The 19,273-nt window shown below is 49.4% G+C and carries 19 protein-coding genes; all 19 read right to left on the bottom strand.

All coding sequences use genetic code 11. The features are described 5' to 3' along the window. Positions 1–2: 2 nt before the first annotated feature. Positions 3–749, bottom strand: a complete 747-nt coding sequence (gene fliP, locus KXJ70_RS12405) for a flagellar type III secretion system pore protein FliP (protein ID WP_219043830.1) — start codon at positions 747–749, stop codon at positions 3–5. Beyond that, positions 746–1,231, bottom strand: a complete 486-nt coding sequence (fliO, locus tag KXJ70_RS12410; protein ID WP_219043831.1) for a flagellar biosynthetic protein FliO — start codon at positions 1,229–1,231, stop codon at positions 746–748. Before fliO ends, fliP begins: the two co-directional genes overlap by 4 nt. After that, positions 1,231–1,635, bottom strand: coding sequence for a flagellar motor switch protein FliN (fliN, locus tag KXJ70_RS12415; protein ID WP_219043832.1), 405 nt, complete (start codon positions 1,633–1,635; stop codon positions 1,231–1,233). Before fliN ends, fliO begins: the two co-directional genes overlap by 1 nt. Before the next feature lie 9 nt (positions 1,636–1,644). After that, complete coding sequence (locus KXJ70_RS12420) at positions 1,645–2,592, bottom strand: flagellar motor switch protein FliM (protein ID WP_219043833.1); 948 nt, start codon at positions 2,590–2,592, stop codon at positions 1,645–1,647. A gap of 10 nt (positions 2,593–2,602) precedes the next feature. After that, positions 2,603–3,073 (bottom strand): flagellar basal body-associated FliL family protein, encoded by a 471-nt coding sequence (locus tag KXJ70_RS12425; RefSeq protein WP_219043834.1) that lies wholly within the window; start codon positions 3,071–3,073, stop codon positions 2,603–2,605. A gap of 896 nt (positions 3,074–3,969) precedes the next feature. Further along, entirely contained in the window at positions 3,970–5,259 is a 1,290-nt protein-coding gene (locus KXJ70_RS12430) for a flagellar hook-length control protein FliK (RefSeq protein WP_219043835.1), read from the bottom strand. Positions 5,260–5,432: 173 nt separating this feature from the next. Beyond that, a complete protein-coding gene (gene fliJ / locus KXJ70_RS12435) occupies positions 5,433–5,894 on the bottom strand; it encodes a flagellar export protein FliJ (RefSeq protein ID WP_219043836.1) in 462 nt (153 codons plus the stop codon). 53 nt (positions 5,895–5,947) lie between these two features. Next, on the bottom strand, positions 5,948–7,288 hold the full coding sequence (gene fliI, locus KXJ70_RS12440; protein WP_219043837.1) for a flagellar protein export ATPase FliI: 1,341 nt from the start codon (positions 7,286–7,288) through the stop codon (positions 5,948–5,950). 37 nt (positions 7,289–7,325) lie between these two features. Then, the gene (locus KXJ70_RS12445) at positions 7,326–8,045 is read right to left on the bottom strand and encodes a FliH/SctL family protein (protein ID WP_219043838.1); all 720 of its coding nucleotides are present in this window, start codon (positions 8,043–8,045) and stop codon (positions 7,326–7,328) included. A gap of 87 nt (positions 8,046–8,132) precedes the next feature. Further along, positions 8,133–9,152, bottom strand: a complete 1,020-nt coding sequence (gene fliG / locus KXJ70_RS12450; RefSeq protein ID WP_219043839.1) for a flagellar motor switch protein FliG — start codon at positions 9,150–9,152, stop codon at positions 8,133–8,135. Next, positions 9,139–10,773, bottom strand: a complete 1,635-nt coding sequence (fliF, locus tag KXJ70_RS12455; protein ID WP_219043840.1) for a flagellar basal-body MS-ring/collar protein FliF — start codon at positions 10,771–10,773, stop codon at positions 9,139–9,141. Before fliF ends, fliG begins: the two co-directional genes overlap by 14 nt. Before the next feature lie 39 nt (positions 10,774–10,812). After that, a complete protein-coding gene (fliE, locus tag KXJ70_RS12460) occupies positions 10,813–11,160 on the bottom strand; it encodes a flagellar hook-basal body complex protein FliE (RefSeq protein ID WP_219043841.1) in 348 nt (115 codons plus the stop codon). Positions 11,161–11,171: 11 nt separating this feature from the next. Further along, a complete protein-coding gene (locus tag KXJ70_RS12465) occupies positions 11,172–12,164 on the bottom strand; it encodes a sigma-54 interaction domain-containing protein (RefSeq protein WP_219043842.1) in 993 nt (330 codons plus the stop codon). A 491-nt stretch (positions 12,165–12,655) separates the two neighbouring features. Further along, positions 12,656–13,891 (bottom strand): hypothetical protein, encoded by a 1,236-nt coding sequence (locus KXJ70_RS12470; RefSeq protein WP_219043843.1) that lies wholly within the window; start codon positions 13,889–13,891, stop codon positions 12,656–12,658. 22 nt (positions 13,892–13,913) lie between these two features. Further along, positions 13,914–14,732 (bottom strand): sugar phosphate isomerase/epimerase family protein, encoded by an 819-nt coding sequence (locus KXJ70_RS12475; RefSeq protein WP_219043844.1) that lies wholly within the window; start codon positions 14,730–14,732, stop codon positions 13,914–13,916. Between the two features lie 38 nt (positions 14,733–14,770). Then, complete coding sequence (locus KXJ70_RS12480) at positions 14,771–15,931, bottom strand: sulfotransferase family protein (RefSeq protein ID WP_219043845.1); 1,161 nt, start codon at positions 15,929–15,931, stop codon at positions 14,771–14,773. Between the two features lie 3 nt (positions 15,932–15,934). Further along, positions 15,935–17,053 carry an LLM class flavin-dependent oxidoreductase gene (locus KXJ70_RS12485; RefSeq protein WP_219043846.1) on the bottom strand — a complete coding sequence of 373 codons (1,119 nt, stop codon included), beginning with the start codon at positions 17,051–17,053 and terminating at the stop codon, positions 15,935–15,937. A gap of 69 nt (positions 17,054–17,122) precedes the next feature. Then, a complete protein-coding gene (locus KXJ70_RS12490; protein WP_219043847.1) occupies positions 17,123–17,707 on the bottom strand; it encodes a TetR/AcrR family transcriptional regulator in 585 nt (194 codons plus the stop codon). Positions 17,708–18,105: 398 nt separating this feature from the next. Beyond that, complete coding sequence (locus tag KXJ70_RS12495) at positions 18,106–19,197, bottom strand: sigma-54 interaction domain-containing protein (RefSeq protein WP_255558450.1); 1,092 nt, start codon at positions 19,195–19,197, stop codon at positions 18,106–18,108. Positions 19,198–19,273 lie beyond the last annotated feature (76 nt).

Raw genomic sequence — 19,273 nt, forward strand, 5'->3', positions numbered from 1 at the left:
CGTCATTGATAAAAACTCGCGGCCAATGATCCCATCACCAGACTCCAGCCATCAACCAAGACAAACAACATAATTTTAAACGGTAGCGAAATCATCATGGGCGACAACATCATCATACCCATGGACATCAATACACTGGCTACCACAAGATCGATTACCACAAAGGGGATAAAGAGCAGGAAGCCAATTTGAAACGCAGTTTTTAGTTCGCTTGTAAGAAACGAGGCCACCAGAATAGTAAACGGCACATCCTCCGGCTTATCGATTTGTGCCATGCCGGCTATCTCTGCAAATCGACCAATATCTTCTTCACGGGTTTGCCGCAGCATAAATTCGCGAAACGGCTGAAAGCCTTTTTCGAGTGCTTTATCAAATGTGAGTTCTTCCGCGATATAAGGCTTTATTGCATCGTTATAGGCAATCTCGGCAACTGGGTGCATGATAAATAGCGTCAGAAACAGAGACAGACTCAATAGAATTTGGTTAGACGGGGTTTGGCCCGTGCCCAGTGCCTGACGAAGAATCGACAGGACAATCATAATGCGGGTAAACGCCGTCATACCCAGCAATATAGCGGGGAGCAAGGTCAGCGCCGTCATTACGGCTAAAAGCTGCAAGGAGACCGTATATTCCTGGCCGCCGGCGGGTGTTGGCACAGACGTTACCGCAGGCAATGACAAGGATGCCGCATTGGCGAACATAGGCATGGCGCACAAGCAAATCAAGATTACAAAGCGAGTAAGTCTCATTGCTGCTCCCCATCGCGCGAAGACCTTGATGTTTTCGTCACGATCTGGCGCTTTGCCATCAATTTAGCAAATGCCGATTCCGGCATTTTTGCATTGCTCTCATCCGCCGCCGACGCCCAGGTGTGCAGCGTATTGATAGATGTACTTGTGCAACCTAGCAATAGCTTCTCATCGCCTACCTGAACAACTAATAGTTTTTCTTTCATGCTTAGCGGTATCTGCGATACCAAGCTCACACCACTCTGACCGGTAGCACCAACTAAACGTGTGCGACGCAAAATCCACATCAAGCCGACAATACATAATATGACAAACAGCAAACTGCCGATCATGCCGGTCACGTCGAAGGAAGGACCAACTGGCATCTTAGCAGCCGCCGGTGCTGCTGGCGCGTCTTGCGCATAAGCGTAAAATGGCAGTCCGGCAACGCTTAGTAATAGCGCCATGCATCCTGCTTGAATGTGCGTCCCGAGCTTACTCATTAGTGGCGCTCGCGCTCATCCTGACCAACTACCTCAGTCAGCATGATGCCGTATTTATCTTTCACTACCACGATTTCGCCGCGTGCCACCAAAGTGCCATTCACCAGCACGTCTAATGGGGTTCCCGCAGCGCGGTCTAGTTCAATAATTGCACCCTGATTTAAATCACGTAAATCGCGGATGCTCATTTTGGTTCGGCCCACTTCAACGGCAACGCTGACGTTGACATCCATAATCATGTCCAGACTCATATCCTTGCTCATGCGCCCGTTTCCTTTTGTTGCCGATGTTGATTGTGCTGCATTGTTTTCACTCACGCTTTTATGCTCCGCGCTGGCGGCCATTGTGTTGGGATTAGTAGCATCGCCACCGTTTCCATGCTCTTCATTTATTGAATCAGTCATAGTCAATCCTCAGTGCTGATGTCGATTCGTTTCAGACCTACCGGTCAAGCGTACGGCCAACTTATCTTCATTACTGCCAAACCGACCGTGCATAAATGGCGTGTCGTCGATCATTAACACCACGTCTTCGGCAGAGGGGATGTCAATCACATCGCCTACCTTTAATAAGGAAACCCGTTTTAAACTCATTCGGGTTTGCGCCAAAATCGCCACCAATTCAATTGGGGCCATTTCCAGGCCTTCACACAGACGATCTCGCCAATCAGCGCTAGACGCTTTGGTGGCCGGCTTAGCGGGATCACTTAAACTATCTCGTACTGCGTCGATTGCACTCCACGGCACTATCGACCAAAGCCCGCCGGAAAACTCTCCGACGCTAACGACAAAGCGAGTTGCCACCAGCGAGTCGGCCTCACCAATAGTGTCCAACATACGTGGGTCGCTAACCTGAGCAGCGATGGTTGGCTCGGTTTTGATAACCGATTTCCACGCACTGCCAACATCGCTTAATAAGGCCGAACTTAGCATTTCCATAAAACTAAACTCAGAAACTGACAGTTGTTCTCGCTGCCCTTTTTGCGAGCTGCCCGAGCCGCCAAAGTAGCGATCGACCATTTGAAAAACTAAATCGGACTCGAAGGCCAAAAGAATATTGGCGTTCATGGGTAAACCGCGAATCACTGAAATACTGCAAGGTGCAGGCAGCGTATTCAGCATCTCGTCAAATTTCATCACCGTAATTTTGTCTACTCGAACACCCTCAACCGTAGAGACGAACTCACGCATACGATCGCGGGTAGCGGTGGCAAACTGGGCTTGGATCAAAGACAAGGCTGGGATCAAACGCTGAATCGCATAGTCCTGTCTCGCTAAATTATATTTAGCGCGGCTGGGATCATTTTCATCCTCGCCCGCCATCAAGGCTTCTAGTTCTTCTGGATCGAGAATATCGCTCACGTCGCTAGCCTCACTGAACTACAAACTTGGTAAAATAAACGGCCTCAACACCCGGCTTACCCGACTCCGCCTTAAGCACACCATTGATGGTCGCCAAAGCCTCGTTCTGCAGTGTTTGACGTTGCTCAGCAGTCGCAATAGCCTCTCTATCGAGTTTGCTAAACAACATCAGTAAATCATTGCGAATACGGGGTTCGTACTGCTCAACCTTTGAAAAGACATCGTCTTTGCGTGTCATTAAATCGATTTCGATCATCAAGAAACGAATGCCGCGCTCATTCTGCAAATTCACCACAAAGGACGGTGACAAGCTGTAGTACTCAGGTTCTTTTTTCTGATCCATTTCTGCCGCCGCTGGTTTACCATCGGCGCCAACGGCAACCGGCTCCGGCGCAGGCTCGTGCATAAAAAACCAGGTACCACCCACTGCGGCCACTAACACCAAGACCTGCACCGCAATCATAATAATTTTTTTATTCATACCTGTTCCCAATTCCTATACCGCCACAAAATCAGCATTCCTACGTGATTAGAGCAAGCCTTATGCCAATCAAAAACAACATTAAATATCAATGACTTACAAAAAAGTTACAGTGGATTGACAAAAAAATGGCGAACTTCCTTAAACCCTGAGCCACTGTAACAACACAGGGATTTCAGGCCATTAGTAATAACCGAGGCAGGCGTATGCGAATATGGCGTTTAAGTTTTAATCTTAGAAAATACCTGCACGTGCGAATGCGAATTACATTATCTAAAAATGCATTCGCTAGCGCTTTCATGGATCTCCGATCGGGTTCGGGGATGACGTAATTCTGGCTTCAGAGGTCCGACCTATTAACGTCAGACGTCAGGTGTCTGGCGTCGGACGTTAAAGGCATTCGCTTACGCTCACATGGATCCCCGATCGGGTTCGGGGATGACGTGCTTCTGGCTTCAGACGTCAGACCACTTAACGTCAGACGTCAGGTGTCTGGCGTCTGACGTTAGAGGCATTCGCTTACGCTCACATGGATCCCCGATCGGGGTCGGGGATGACGTACTTCTGGCTTCAGAGGTCAGACCTCTTAACGTCAGACGTCAGGTGTCTGGCGTCGGACGTTAAAGGCATTCGCTAGCGCTCATCTGGATACTCGATCAGAGTCGAGTATGACTGAGCGAGGTTAGAGTTCGAGTTTGGGTTTTGGGTTTTGGGTTTTGGGTTCTGCGTTCTGCGTTCTGCGTTCTGCGTTCTGCATCCAGCATTCTGCATTCCGCGCTCTAAACACTCCCAACAAAAAGCACCCGCTTTTCTCTTTTCGATTGAGTTAAACGAGGGCTTTTGTTGAAACTATGTTTAGCTAAAATCTACTGATCGCAAAGCACCTTGAAAAACCGCTAGGCGTAATAGTCTACGCCGCTATTTTGCAATATGACTTCAGCATTTAACTCACCCGATGAAACACCGTTATCTTCACCATTTAAACCTTGTTGGCTAGATCCGGCATCACCGCCATTGCCGCGTCCATTGGCAGCGCCAGATCGATCACCGGCGGATTGACCGGCAAACTGTTGGCCGTTATTCCCCGCACTATTGTCGTTCAAGTTTGGGTTATGGCTCACTTTTACTTCTTCTAAGCGCAAACCTTGGTTTTCCATACCGCTATGCAAGCGCGGCATCATTTTTTCCATTAACTCAGAGGTGTCTCTATTCTGGGCTTGAATTTGCACTGAAGTCGTATCACCTTGCACCGATAGCTGAATATGGATGCTGCCTAACTCTGCGGGGTGAAGTTGCATGGTCGCGGTGTGAACACCGTTACCCGCCATCCACGAAATTTTAGCGGACATCGCCTGGCTCCAGGCCGGGTCGGTTAAGGCGTTTTGGCTAAGACTTAAGGCGACAGGCGCCCGTGCGGCACTGCTCTCTGCCGAGCGGCTTTGTGGCGCCGCCGATAGTTCAAGACCAGAGCTAGACTCAGCATTGAGATCAACTGATTGAAGTGCGGACTTTACTTGCGGTGCAGCACTTGCAGCAGAGCTAAGCTGCATTGCATTGGCAAACCCCGTTGTAGGTTTCGCTAAATCGCTTACGGTATTCGGTAGTGAATTGGGGCTTGCTTTGCCGTCAGCAAGCTTCTCGCCTTTTGCAAGTATCGTCTCTGCGAGTTCATTGTCGTTGGCTAGTTGACCTTCGCTAGCGTCCAGCGAAAGCCCTGCCACACTAGCGGCGACATTTGACGCGTTGGCATTATTTGTTCCATGAGCGCCTGCTTGTCTCGACCAATCTATCTGTGTTTGCTGCCAAGTTACTAAGACTTCGCCTTCTTCAGACAGTAATTGTGTATCGGTATTTTCAAGGGATTCTAGATCAGTAACCGGCAATTCTGTTCCGCTTTTCGGCAGCAGTTTTCCGCTGAAACCAATATTCGTCAAGGAGTCAGAGAAGATATCAATATCGCCGCTGAGTGGATCATCGCCATCAACTTGTGATGCCCCGCCACTCATAAAATTATCACTGGGCACCACACCTTGCGCCGTGCCTAGCAGCAGATTAAACGGCGTTGCCGCCGGTGTTTCACCTACCCCACGACCGCCCACAGAACCTGCATTTACAGGGCTATTCTGCACGCCGGCTTTGGCGCTGCCGTCCATTTTAGGTGACGCTAAACTAATACTGTTCTGCATGGTGTATGACCTGTTTGTTACGTCAATAAATGTAACTAACTTCTGCCTAATTAAATATTAAAACTCAATATCTATGGCGTAATGAGTACTATATAAACCGTTTTCTATGCCGCTAGTCTGTCGCGTTAATAGCGCTTCAGTTAATAACTAATGTCAATTGTTATACGCAATGTTTATGCCATTGCGTTGCTTTGACGCATTGACCAAACAAATCGCTGGCTACTTAGGTCATCAGCCACTCGTTGTTCAGTCGTTTCTGCTTGATATAATTCTTGTTTAACATAGCGCTCGGTGAGCTTTTGCATACTCATGGCACGACGACGGCTATCCATCCAGTGTTTACGATCGGCGTTCATGGCGAGCTCTGCCTTGCGGAGAATTTCACGTTGCTGCGCGATCGCGCCAGACAGCTTAGCCATGAAAGCACGGGATTCCTGCAAACGGCGCAAGTCTAAAAACTCACCCGTCACTTTGCGACTGGCGTCGGCATATTCCTGGTAGTATTGTTTTAACTCGTCGAGTTTATTTTTTTGTGCTTCGCAGTGGCGCTGGCTGCTAGAGAACTTATCTGCTTGTTCACGCTCATTGCGCTCGGCAAGGCTATTAACCGTTTGCATGCGCTTTGACTTTTTCATTCTCAGCCCTCTCAGGACATCACAACAGAATTTGTTATTTACTTTCTTAATCGCTAATCGTCTAGCAACACACTTAGCTGGTCTAATGAACTATCAAAACGCTCTGACTCGTCATAAGCCTGCTGTAAAAACTTGACCATTCTCGGCCACGCCGACACTGCTTCATCTAATCGAGCATCACTTCCGCGCTGATAGGCGCCAATAGTGATTAAATCTTTGTTCTGCTGATACAGCGAATACATTTGCCGAAAATACCTAACCTGATCCTGATGGCTTTTATCGGTTACGTCGTTCATTGCACGACTCACTGATCTTTCAATATCTATCGCTGGAAAATGTCCTGCATCTGCAAGCGCCCGCGACAACACCACATGTCCATCTAGTATCGCTCTTGCGGAATCGACAATCGGATCATTCTGGTCGTCACCCTCTGCAAGTACGGTATAAAACGCGGTAATTGATCCACCGCCTGCCGCGCCATTACCCGCTCGTTCGACTAAGGCAGGTAGCCGCGCAAACACAGACGGCGGATACCCCTTTGTCGCTGGCGGCTCGCCCGTAGCAAGCGCGACCTCACGTTGAGCTTGAGCGAAACGGGTAAGAGAATCCATAAGTAGTAACACCTGCTTACCCTGATCACGAAAGTGCTCAGCAATAGATGTTGCCAGCCACGCGCCTCGCATTCGCATCAATGGCGGGTGATCTGCGGGAGTCGCTATGACTACCGCACGCTTCATGTCTTCGGTACCCAATATGCTATCGATAAATTCTTTAACTTCTCGGCCACGCTCACCAATCAAGCCAACTACCACCACATCGGCTTCCGTAAACCGCGTCATCATGCCTAATAGAACGCTCTTCCCTACGCCGCTGCCTGCAAATAAGCCCAAACGCTGACCACGGCCAACGGTTAACAATGCGTTGATTGAACGCACTCCGACATCGAGAGGTTCGCGTATTGGCTGGCGTAGCAAGGGGTTTATCGGTACACCAGAGATAGACCGGGTCTCAGTGCAATTCAGCGGGCCTTTGCCGTCTAAAGGTCTGGCCGCACCGTCTAACACGCGGCCAAGCAGGCCGTCACCGACTGGAAAATCTGAGCCTTTTTCGATGGGTATGACGCGGGCATTGGGCATTACGCCACGCAATTCGCCAGTCGGCATTAAGAGTATTTTATCGGTGGCAAAACCCACCACTTCGGTTTCCAGCCATTCGCCATCTGCTGCCTCGACCAAGCAATATCCACCGACGGGGGCCTTGCAGCCGACCGCTTCTAACATGGTGCCTACAACGCGTTTTAACTGACCTTCCACCACAGGGCGATCAGCACCGCTTAAGCGCTGACGATACTGGGCGAACTTTCCGCTCAGTTCACTGTGTGGCGATGTAGTCATAGTTAATCCTTCGTTTTGGCGCTGGCTATTTGCCGCGCTAGTGATCAAGCTCCGGCAAACTCATTCCCTGTTCACCGAGCATTTCTGCGCTAATTCGCTGAATACGAGTTTCTAATTCTTCATCAATACGTGAGCAATCATTACTAATGCGGCATCCACCGCGACTTACCGTTGGGTCTTCCAGCAGTATCCACGCAGAATCCAAGGCCTCACCCCGCTCTTCAGCAAGCTGGCGAAGCACATCGACATCGGCGGGATTGAGGTAAATATTTAAATCGCCACTGCTGATCGGCAAGGCTTCGACCGCTTGATGAACCAGGTTTTCAATTAACTCAGGCCGAACGCTCAATTCATGGCGCAATAGCTGACGGGCCACAGACAATGTCATGTTGAACAACTCGCGCTCTAACTCGCCATCTACCCATTTTTGCGGCTCGCGCAATGCAGCCATCGCTAACTGCAATTGCTGGCTTTGCTCTGCCAAGATTCGCTTCGCCTCGGCTTGGCCTTCGGCCAAACCCTGTTGATAGCCCTGCTTTTTTGCGCTTTCGCGGGCAAGTTCCAGCTCATTGGCAAGCTCAACTTTCGCTGTAGATTCACTTTTAGACTTGCTGGTATTTGCCACTGCGCCACTCACCACAGGTGGCACCCAGCTTTGATAGGCCGGTTTTTCAGGTGTGCAATCAACAACAGGCGCCTGTGGGGCAGCACTGTCGTTGATAACCCGAGGGCTAAATACCTGAAAAACATCTGACATTCTATTTTCCCTTGGCCAGTTCGTTCGAATTCACTTAACGTGGCAGACTATATTTAGGCATATACAAGCCTATGCTTGGCATTCGCTCTAAACGTAGTCGTCGCCGCCGCGACCCAAATCAATTTGGCCTGCATCCGCGAGCTTTCTCGCCACCGCCAAAATATCTTTCTGAGCCGCTTCTACATCGCTCAGTTTCATGGGGCCACGAGAGTCCATATCTTCAAGCAACATCTCTCGTGCGCGTTTCGACATATTGCCCAGAATTTTCTCGCGCACCTGTTCGTCGGCACCTTTCAATGCCAGAGGTAATACGTCTGAACCCACTTCACGCAACAGTAGTTGGATACCCTTATCCGGAATATTTACGAGGTTGCCGAACACAAACATCAGGTCTTGAATACGCTCCGACAGAGTTTGGTTTTCCTTGGCAACCGCTTCTAAAATACGGGTTTCTGAATCTGGATCAAGACCGTTCATAATGCCGGCAACGGTCATGGCACCATCGATTTTGCGATTTTTAAATGTGGCGGTAACCGATAATTTCTTCTTAAGAACCGTTTGCAACTGGCGCATAGCGGACTGGGGAATGGTTTGCATATTCGCAATGCGCAATACAATATCGTCTTGAAGAGCAGGCGGCATTTGTTTTAAAACCGCCACAGCTTGCGCCTGATCCATATGCGCCATTGTTATGGCGATAATCTGAGGATGCTCATCTTGCATCATGTGCAGCAAGGCTTCTGGCTCTAACCAGCGCAGTGAACTCATTTCCTGGGTTTCTTCGTCGCCAAGTACACGGTCAGCCATGGTCGTGCCTTTTTGATCACCGAGCGTTGAGGTGAACAACTTCCGCACATAACCCTGCACACCGACACCCAGCGAGGTTTCTTGGTGTAAAGAGGTTCTAAACTCATCGACGACAGCTTCCGCCAGGCGATTGTCTACGCTACGAATTGAGGCCATGGCCGTGCCGATTCGCTCTACCTCATAAGGTTCAACGAACTTCAGTACTTTAGAAGCCTGCTCTTCACCAAGCATCAATAAAAATAGTGCGGCCTTCTCGCTGCCTTTGCTACCAGAATTCATTGCCATCTCAGGATTTGCCATTTTCTTCCGCCACCCATTTTTTCATTACTTGAGCAACCCGTTGCGGATTTTCATCCACTACCGAGCGCACCTCTGTCATCTTGTCTTCAAAGCCCATACGACCGGCTATTGGAGGCGCACCTAGCGCAGCAATAGCAGGATGCAATACCTCACCGCTTAAGCTGCCGTCACCGCCGTTGGCTATAGAGCGCTGTGCTGAGTGCGCTCCGCTAACCTGTGCCTGCATTAAGGTACGCATACCTGGGCGCAATATGGCGAAGATAATAAACAGCACACCAACACCAATTAGTGACTGCTTAATTAAGTTAGCGAACCATGGCTGCTCCCAAAAGCCCGGTGCGGTCATGTCCATTTCCATTGTCTCTACTGGCCTAAAGTCTGCCGACACAACAGTCACACGATCACCGCGAGCGGCATCAAAACCGATGGCGTCACGCACCAGTAAATTCAATTTTTCAAGCTCTGTCGGTGACACCTCTACCGTGACGGTTTCGCCCTCGTCATTTGTGCGCTGATGATTAGCCACCACGACGGCTACGGAAAGACGACGCACCATACCCGTCGGTGTAGACGAGTGGTTTAGAATACGTTCGATCTCATAGTTACGCACAATGGAGCGATTACCTGTATCAGCTTTAGCCGCTTCTTCCACACCACCGCTGCTTGGCGGTTGATTGCTCAATGCGCCCGGTATACCGCTGGCGTTAGCGTTAACGTTACTGCCATCCATCTGCTCGTTAATTTGCTCGCTGCGAACCACTTTGCTTTCAGGGTTCCAGGTCTCACGACTCTCTTCAGCGCTAGAAAAATCAATATCCGCCGCTACCTTTACTCGCACTTGACCGGCATCTGCCAGCGGCCCCAACAACTCTTGAATATTTTGCTGGTAGGCTTCTTCAATCCGCTGACGGTAAGTAAATTGACGCGAACTAAGACCCAGATCATCTTTCTCACCCTGGTAAGACAGCTGCTGACCTTGCTGATCAACCACCGTTACCTGCTCAGGTGATAAACCGGTGATGCTGGACGCCACCAGATTTACAATGGCGGCGACGTTTTGTTTATCGATCACGCTGCCGGGAAATACATCTAGCATAATTGACGCACTGGCGGCTTTGCGATCACGCACAAAGACAGACTGCTTTGGAATTGCCAAATGCGCACGCGCTTTGCGGACCTGATGCATACTTTCAATGGTGCGCGCCAGCTCTTGCTCTAGCGCGTAGTGGAATTTCTTTGACTGCATGAATTCGCTAACGCCAAAGCCCTGCTCTTGCTCTAGCATCGCCATACCCGATCCATCGCGCATAACGCCTTGTCCAGCCAGTTTGATACGCGCATCGTGCAACTGCGTCGAAGGCACCATAATAGAGCCGGTATTGTCCTGAATCTTATAAGGGATACCCGCAGCGTTTAGGGCGTCCACTACCCCAGCAGCGCGCTGAGGCTCTACATTGGCGTACAAAGTGCGGTAGTCACCGCCCTGCGACCACATCACCGCCGCGACCCCAACGGCAACACTGGCGGCAATACCCACCAGTATAAGTAGTTGACGCAGGACATCGTTTCCCGCCATTTGCGCAAGCAAGTTTGCGGGCATGTTTCCCTTAGCTTCGGCCATACTGATTCTCCACCGACACTGTTAAGCTTAGAACTGTCATTACATCGACATCCTCATCACTTCTTGATAGGCATCCACAAACTTATTCCGCACTTCAACAAGCGCCTTAAAACTCACTTCAGACTTTTGCATATTGACCATCACCTGGGTCAAGCTAACGTCTTGATCACCACGCTCAAACGCTGCTGCTGCCGCACCAGCCGTTTTCTGAGTCTCATTGACGGCTTCGATAGACTGCTTAAGCATAGAACCAAAATCGACCTTCGGCGCAGCGCCAACATTAATCGCGCCCAAATTACTCGGATCAAACTCAGGCTTGGCTATACCGGCTTGATCGCGGATTGAGCGAATTTGGTTAAGAATCGTATCTACTCTCATATCTGACATGTCGAGGCTCCTTAACCGGCGATATAACTTTGTTCACGCAGACGCGCCAATTTATAGCGCAAGGTGCGTGGGCTGATTCCAAGGATCTCCGCCGCTTCCTTCTTTGAGCGACCTGCGCGCAATGCATCGCTAATCACACGACGCTCCTGATCACGCATATACCCATCTAACACACCGTTAGTTTCGCAAGACGGAAGATCAGCGATGTTGCGACTAGCTAATTCAAAGCGCTCATCAAAATCACTGATAAAGCTCAAACCTGTTTCAAACTGTATATCTCGTTCACTAATCATTTCTTGCTGGCGAAGAATCAGGCCACGCTGAATGACGTTATCAAGCTCCCTGACATTACCTGGCCAAGCGTAGGCAAATAGTTTTTGAATTGCTTCGTCTGTCAGTATCGCAGCGGGATCACGGACACTGCTATCGCGACTTAAGAAGTGATGGGCCAAGGGCAGAATGTCGCGGCGACGTTCCGCCAAACTGGGCACCAACAAGGGAAAAACGTTTAAACGATAGAACAAATCTTCTCTGAATTCGCCCTCGCGAACCGCACAGCGCACGTCGCGGTTGCTAGTCGCAATAACCCGCACATCGAGCTTTAAGGTCTTGCGGCTACCCAAGCGCTCAAGCTCGCGCTCCTGTAATACCCGCAACAGTTTGCTCTGCAAGCCAAGATCCATCTCGGAAATTTCGTCCAACAACAGTGTGCCGCCCTGAGCCTGCTCAAACTTACCAGTGTGACTATTGATCGCACCTGTAAAAGCGCCCTTCTCGTAGCCAAACAACATGGCTTCTAACATATTCTCTGGAATTGCCGCACAGTTTAAGGCGACAAAAGGCGCCTCGGCGCGGCGAGACTGGCTGTGAATAAAGCGCGCGTAAACTTCCTTACCCGCGCCACTCTGACCACTAATCAATACCGTCGCATCCGTTCTGGCAACGCGAGTCGCCAGTTCCTTGACAGCAATCGAGGCCTTATCGGCGACTATTAAATCAGCCATTAGCACGACCTCCCATTTCCATTTTGTTATGCGCAGATAGGCTTTTCGCTATTGAAAGCTCAGCAACAAGTCGGCTTGACGCATAGGCTAATTCTTGACGACAGGATTCCAAACAACGGCTCTGATGCATATCGCCATTATTCTGAAAAGATTTATTTTTGTGTTTATCATTTGTCATCGTCGTAGACCTACATCAGTTACCTGCAGAGACTAAAGCAATGCTCATGCCATTATATTTTTACTAATAAATACAATAACTTATTTGCTTTAATAGAAAATACGACGGTTTTTTGGCGGGTGTTTTTTGGCATAAATTTTAGCGGAATTTATAATTATTTTAGTATCTAATTTGTCTATACGTATAAACATCCGGCGGGAACTAAAACGGATATTTTAAAATGAGCCAATACAAATTAAGGCATCACTTGGTTCATGATTTACAAGAATGCAGTGTCTTTCCGAAAGATTACAGACCATGAGGTAAAGCTGAATCACCCGAAATAGCGCTGCTGAACTCCCCTAAAACGCGCTAACAGCTCCTCGGTTCTTTGCGTGCTTGATACCACGCAACTCTCTACGGGTAAAACACTAGCCAGTTCCGATTTCTTAACTAGCTTAGTAGCGAACGTGGTAGTCGCCTGACTAAGTAGATTCCGGTACGTCAAATTGCCCGCAGCAAAGCCCTGTGTATCAAGCCAATTGTGATAACTTGGGTCTGTACTGCTTAAAATCAAACGGACTTTGTTATCACTATCTACCTTAGTTCGCGCTGGCGTGTAGCTTATCGGGCGATACAGAAAGTCCATGCTGTTCATAAACGCACCACCAAGCGACACCATCCAAAAGCCATCGTGAGTATCAAATTCGACAATCAATGCCTCGTCTTCCGCAATCGCCCAGCACATGTGGGCAGCCAATCGGCCGCGCTTTTTATCGTCTAGGGTATTGGCAGATTGATCTGGCGGAAACGCATTTATACAGCCTGGATCGACAATGCCACCGCTGTATTGATAGGGATGATCCGGCCAGTCCCGCATCATTCCAGACAAAAAATCCCCCGCCCACTGCATCGATTCAATCATTCGCTGCGGCGTCGGCAAGGGTCTAGGTGCATCCATATCGAGGCGTTCGATTGACAATGTTGTTGGCGTCTCGTCCCAGCTGTCAAAGCCCTGACGAATAAATAATTTCCTCGTCGCCGAGGTGGTCGGCAGCCAATTTGGGCCCTGTCGTTCACCACCGATAAATAATACAAAGCTGCCGTCATCGTTTAACTGCAAGTCGCGGCCAAATAGGTTCACCTCCGGGATATCGCCAAACGGTTCGTGGAGACTGGGCCACCCTGTGTTTGGCTGAATTTCAGGACGTTGCCCCTGGAGGGTAAAATTTAAGAAGCGCGCGCTGCCAATCTGGCCACTGACTTTGTACACCTGCTCCCCGTCAATCCACGCTTGCTGATACGTTAAATCCGCGGCGTCACCGCCGAGTTTTCTGCTGGGCGTGCAAAACGCATGCAACATCGGGTATTTGCTATCTCGAGTTTCAAGAGCTAAGTCAAACGCTTGGCCGAGATTTTGGGTAAGAAAGCGAAAGGCATCAGCGCGCTGTATTGCGTTTGCTGGATTGTGATCCTTAAACGTCAAATCGCCGGCTGCTTGAAGTTGCTGACAAAAGACTGACCACGCCGCTCGAAGGTCTTGATCATCTGCACAATCACCAATTGCCACTAGCCACTCTCCATTACGTTGTTTACCGAATTAACAGGTCGTTTAGCAAGCAGGTCAAATGTTTGGCACTTCGCGCTACCGCCTGCGAAGCGCCCTCATCAATAATGCGCGGACCCAAGAGTTCTATATCGAAACCACCCGAGTAACCCGCCTTAAGTATTTCTGCGATTAGCGCCTTTATAGGGATTACACCATCACCAGGCACGGCGCGTGCCGGCAGGGAGCGGTCACCGTAACAGTAATCGGATAATTGAACCAAATGACAGCGCGGCATGGCTCGCTGCAATAGCACAGGCAAGTTTGCTTCTGCCCAGCAAAAAAACAATTCAACACAGACACCGATATTGGCCATTTCAGCGAGAGTAACCGTATCAGCTAATGAATGAGCTATATGTAAATCAGCGTACAGACTTGAGGCGTTTTCTATCGCTAATTTTATGCCACAGGACTTCGCGCGCTCTGCGCAGGGCGCAATAGCGCTACTAAAACAATCTGCGGCACTACTCCACTCAAGATCGCCGTGGCCGCCGGTCAACAAATAAATTGAATCCGCCCGCAGCTCTGCGGCAATATCAATCAATTGGAATAATTTGTCGCGATCTTGCTGCCAGATTTGCTTGTCAGGTGTGAGATGACCACTGCGAAACACATGAGCAATACTCTGCACTGTCAGCCCCGTATCGGCTATTACCTCGATCGCCGTAGTGACATTATCTGCGACTTGCAAAGCTGGGCTGATGAAACCTACACGCTGCGCGCCTAGTTCATGGCAGTGGCGTATGTAGTCACCAACAGGCATATCCGCAAAACACATCTGGTGTATTGATAAGCGTTCATGCATGAAATGGCGGTCTCCCAAAAGTCTCAGCAATCGCAATACTAGCTGCGATCCTCGATATCGATACCAAAACGATTGCGATAAGCTGCAAATTCATCGTGCAATTGTGCAACGTCACCATCGATCAAATCGGTGGAATACACAAATTTTCCGTGTCGATCGCCTTTATTATTCTTCAAGTAATCACGCATTGCAGACTCGGCTTTGGCACTAAGTGAATAACCAGAAAATTCGTAAAAACCTCGTATGGTGCCGATTTGGTCTTTGACAAAATCTTGATAGCGAACGTGGTGAATACGGGGATCGTCGATCATTGGGTTATCGAGAATTGCCTGAAATCCAGCGCGACCTAGTCGAGTATGTAGGCGCGATTGCGCCGCCAAGTCAACGCTGCCGGTCAGCCCCTCTGTTAAGTCCGCCGCCATCTTTATACGTGATGCAATACTCTGAACCGGATCGCGATGAATATAAAGCACCGTTGCATCTGGATAACAGTCAAAAAAGGCGGAAAAACGCGGCGCGTGAAAGCCCTTAAGTACCCAGGGTTTCTTGGGTCTACCGTGCTGAATCGCCTGCAACATCATTTTGTGCAAACGATACTGGGCCGCCGGATCTGCCTTCAGCCCCCCGACTACCATACCCATTGGCACTCGCCACCACGCGGTGGGTGTCAGCACCCGAAAGTCGAATGCCCACGTGCGTTCGTCTTCAGGTAGTCCGTTACCTAACATGTCGTTATATGGGTGACTATGTAACCAGGTCGGAAGACGAGTATTAATTTCCCGCCATTCTGAATCCGCCTGAGCTCGGCGCGGATCTGTTTCTGTCGCTAAGCCAGGAGGTGGTGACGGGTGCATTAACTCCCAAAAACGGAGGGCGCGCGCGTCGGGGTCTACCGAAAGTAGCGCGTGCAGCAATGTTGTGCCAGAACGAGGCTCGCCAGTGACAAACATTGGCCGCTCAATGCGCTCTTCATCTAGCTTGTAATTGCGATGATCAGCAAAAAAACGCAGACGATCAGTGAGTAGCCAGTGGATATTATCCGCAGCTAATTTTACGCCGGCTTCGTCCAAGTTGGCGTCGCGGATTATTCCCACAACTTGATCGACCCGCTCGCAGAAACTGTCGTCACCCCAATCACTCAGCCCGGTAATTTCCTGCGCAGCAGCCAGCAAGGCAGCGCTATCTAAAACCATGGTCATGGCCTACTGCCCCGTTAATCTAAGTAGTTCATCTTCCGCTTCGCGAACTTTCTGCGCAGACAATGCGCCAAATTTAAGCCCAGCCATACCGCCGTAATCGAGAATTTTAGGTACGCGAAGTCCGGCATCACAGTATGATTTAACTATAGCGGCGACCTCCTTCGGTGTGCCGTGGGGCACCATCGCTAAAATCGCCTTTGGATCGACTTTATCGAGAAAATCGAGCACCCGTTCGCGTGTTAGCGTCGCGGGATCAATATCTTGGAACCCTCGCCAGGAATCACCCATTGGGTGGGAGTGGCCGAGCTTGTGCAATTCTGCAGCGGATATTTGCAAGAGCAAGGATTTAATTAGGGGCGCAGCCAAGATTTCTGCCAGCTCATCGTCATCGCCAATCAAACAGGTAATGATAAATGCCGGAACTATTGCCATGGGGTCCCGACCAGCCCGTTCTGCAGACTGGCGAATTACCGCAAGCTTGGCGGCGTAATCCTCTGGTGTCCACGCCCCTGCTGGCCACCAGCCGTCTGCAAAGCGCCCTACAATATCCAGCATGCGAGGGCCACTTGCACCTATCCAAATTGGCGGGCAACGACCATTGAATAGTTCAGTATCCATGCGAGCATGCTGAAGTTTAAAAAACTTACCGTCATAATCCAGCAGGCCCTCGCTTTCCCATAACAAACGAATTACCTGTACTGCCTCTTCAAATCGACCAACGGGTTTAGAAAAGTCAAAACCATAAGGCACCGTATTTTCTAATTCTCCGCTACCCAAACCAAGAATGAATCGGCCATTTGATAAGTGATCTAAGGTCAGTGCGGTTTGTGCAAGCATGGACGGGTGACGTCGTACGGTGTCGACAACACTCGTTGCAATAGGCACATTTTTGGTCAACGCCGCTGTCGCACCTGCCACTGCCATGGCATCAAGATGACGGTGTGGTGACGGAGAGATGGTAGCAAGATCGGTAAACTCTGGCGTCCAGATAGAGTCTGGCCAAAAACTGACCATATGATCCGGCAGCCAAACAGAGTGGTATCGCCCGCTATCCAAATCTGCCATTTTGCTAAAATCTAGTGGCAGGGTCGTGCGCAAAAATGCCGCCGGTTGTACTTTCATTCTGATACCTCATTTTGTATTACTTATTTTTATTGATAACTTAACTAAGCTTTTTTAAGGTGAATCTGCCTAGCTTGAATAGGCATCCATAATAGGAGCAATTACGAGCTTATTATAAAGCTCGGCTAGTTCATCCACGCTAATACGCTTTTCTTCACTAAGCCACCACGACAACATTTCTAGGGTACCAACCGCTGAAAGTCGAACCCCAATATCGGCCACCGCCAAATTCAATTCTTGTTTTTTTCCTGCGGCCACTTCACGCGACAGGCGCACAAATTCATCCCGCATCGTGTGCGCTGCACCGCCATTTAGCAGTGTCGACCAAGTAGCGTCATTGTCTGCCACGTAGCGACAAAGGGCGCGCGCCCCCTCTTTCGAGTTAGCCGCATTCATCACACCAACAGACAGAACAATAAGTCGCTTAATCTCATCGGCAGCAATAGCGTTGAGTAATTCCGCCTTACCAGTGTAATGGCGGAAAAAGGTTTTATAGCCAATTCCCGCACTGACGGCGATCTCTCTGATCGTGATCTCATCTAACGGCTTGCTATCAAGCAACAGCAGAAATGCACTGTAAATCGCTTCGCGAGTTTGAATAACACGTGAATCACTGGTCGTTGAGTAATGGGGCTGGTATGACGTTTGCGACATGTATCCCTTGTTCCTGTTTGATCTTCCATAGGCTAAATCGAGAAAATCATTTAAAAGAGTCATTGTCAGCAAGCGCATTCAAAAAGCGACTTATGACCCACAATGGGTCATATTATGCAAATCGAGCGGATTGTCAACGTAAATCAAATATCGAGGTGAAGCTGAACCTGCTTCGGAAAGCACATTGTGACCGTAATAGGTGAAGGCATGGCGGGAAATTAATCAAAGGCTGACTTCTAGCCCATGACTTACTATCGAAAAGTGGAGTTTATGGGGTAGCGCTAAGAAATTAAGCACCAGCAATAGTATTACTGCGCAATCAAAGTTAAGCGAACGGAAAGCACGTTTCAGTCGGGTCAGAATTGAAGTGTCTTAAGCTACTATTCTCGGGAGATAGCTTACAACACGCCAAGCTTCTTCATTTTTTCTGCCAGCGTAGTGCGCTGTAAACCAAGCAGCTGTGCTGCGCGGGTTATTACGCCCTCTTCCTTGCGCAGTGCTTCAGTGATAAACCACTGTTCGATATCCTGTAGATAGGATTTTAGGTCAATACCTTCAGCAGGCAGCGGCGGCTTGCTGCTGTCGCCCACCGACAGCGCCACTTCGAAATCCGCCTCGCAGGGGCGTGACATCAGTGACGTAATTAAGACGTCTTGATCTTCGCGCTCATCTTCAACCGTTAGATCAATCATTCCCATGGTTCGAAACTGCTTAGGGAGATCATTCATACCTATCAGTTTGCCAGCATGAGTAATGGCTAGGCGCTCCATTAAGTTCTCGAGCTCGCGAATATTGCCAGGCCAGCCATACAATTTTAGGGCGCGCATCGCGCTTGAAGAGAAGCGCGGCGTACGCATACCTTTGGCTTCTAATTTTTCCATAAAGATCGACATCAATGTTGCCACGTCTTCGGTGTGCTCTCTTAGCGCCGGTACCTCGATGGGGAATACATCTAAACGATAAAATAAATCCTGACGGAAGGTGCCCGCCTCGACCATTTGTTCAAGGTTGCGGTGAGTCGCAGCCAATATACGGACATTGCATTTTTTGGTTTCGTTGCTTCCAACCCGCTCAAAGCAGCGCTCTTGCAATACCCGCAGTAGCTTAACCTGCATAGGTAGGCTCATATCGCCGATTTCATCCAGAAACAGGGTGCCGCCCTCTGCGAGCTCAAAACGCCCCTGGCGTGTAGCAATAGCGCCAGTGAAAGCCCCCTTTTCGTGACCAAACAGCTCACTTTCTAATAAGTCAGCCGGAATTGCACCGCAGTTAACCGGGATAAATGCTTTTGCTGCCCGTGAAGATGCTTCATGAATACGACGGGCTACGACTTCTTTGCCGCTACCAGATTCGCCGCGAATAAGTACTAAAGTGTCAAAGCTCGATACCTGAGAAATCAACTCATCAAGATCGCGCATTGCTTTTGACTCCAGGGACTTTTTGGCAATTAAATCATAGCCATCTGAGATTAATTTTTTATTCTGTTGCATTGAAATCTCACTCATTCAATGAAAGTAGCGCACAACAGTTGTAACTAAGTATTCGTTTGTTGTGACGGCTTAGATA

Origin of the sequence: Zhongshania aquimaris, assembly GCF_019312595.1 — a bacterium.
Classification (GTDB): domain Bacteria; phylum Pseudomonadota; class Gammaproteobacteria; order Pseudomonadales; family Spongiibacteraceae; genus Spongiibacter; species Spongiibacter aquimaris.

What these genes read in the sequence shown, in the direction of transcription:
- KXJ70_RS12485 (WP_219043846.1), bottom strand. Translation starts at nt 17,053, where the DNA reads ATGAAAGTACAACCGGCGGCATTTTTGCGCACGACCCTGCCACTAGAT.
- fliF (WP_219043840.1), bottom strand. Translation starts at nt 10,773, where the DNA reads ATGGCCGAAGCTAAGGGAAACATGCCCGCAAACTTGCTTGCGCAAATG.
- KXJ70_RS12445 (WP_219043838.1), bottom strand. Translation starts at nt 8,045, where the DNA reads ATGTCAGATGTTTTTCAGGTATTTAGCCCTCGGGTTATCAACGACAGT.
- KXJ70_RS12495 (WP_255558450.1), bottom strand. Translation starts at nt 19,197, where the DNA reads ATGCAACAGAATAAAAAATTAATCTCAGATGGCTATGATTTAATTGCC.
- fliJ (WP_219043836.1), bottom strand. Translation starts at nt 5,894, where the DNA reads ATGAAAAAGTCAAAGCGCATGCAAACGGTTAATAGCCTTGCCGAGCGC.
- KXJ70_RS12465 (WP_219043842.1), bottom strand. Translation starts at nt 12,164, where the DNA reads ATGGCTGATTTAATAGTCGCCGATAAGGCCTCGATTGCTGTCAAGGAA.
- KXJ70_RS12490 (WP_219043847.1), bottom strand. Translation starts at nt 17,707, where the DNA reads ATGTCGCAAACGTCATACCAGCCCCATTACTCAACGACCAGTGATTCA.
- KXJ70_RS12425 (WP_219043834.1), bottom strand. Translation starts at nt 3,073, where the DNA reads ATGAATAAAAAAATTATTATGATTGCGGTGCAGGTCTTGGTGTTAGTG.
- KXJ70_RS12475 (WP_219043844.1), bottom strand. Translation starts at nt 14,732, where the DNA reads ATGCATGAACGCTTATCAATACACCAGATGTGTTTTGCGGATATGCCT.
- KXJ70_RS12430 (WP_219043835.1), bottom strand. Translation starts at nt 5,259, where the DNA reads ATGCAGAACAGTATTAGTTTAGCGTCACCTAAAATGGACGGCAGCGCC.
- KXJ70_RS12480 (WP_219043845.1), bottom strand. Translation starts at nt 15,931, where the DNA reads ATGACCATGGTTTTAGATAGCGCTGCCTTGCTGGCTGCTGCGCAGGAA.
- fliI (WP_219043837.1), bottom strand. Translation starts at nt 7,288, where the DNA reads ATGACTACATCGCCACACAGTGAACTGAGCGGAAAGTTCGCCCAGTAT.
- fliN (WP_219043832.1), bottom strand. Translation starts at nt 1,635, where the DNA reads ATGACTGATTCAATAAATGAAGAGCATGGAAACGGTGGCGATGCTACT.
- fliO (WP_219043831.1), bottom strand. Translation starts at nt 1,231, where the DNA reads ATGAGTAAGCTCGGGACGCACATTCAAGCAGGATGCATGGCGCTATTA.
- fliG (WP_219043839.1), bottom strand. Translation starts at nt 9,152, where the DNA reads ATGGCAAATCCTGAGATGGCAATGAATTCTGGTAGCAAAGGCAGCGAG.
- fliP (WP_219043830.1), bottom strand. Translation starts at nt 749, where the DNA reads ATGAGACTTACTCGCTTTGTAATCTTGATTTGCTTGTGCGCCATGCCT.
- fliE (WP_219043841.1), bottom strand. Translation starts at nt 11,160, where the DNA reads ATGTCAGATATGAGAGTAGATACGATTCTTAACCAAATTCGCTCAATC.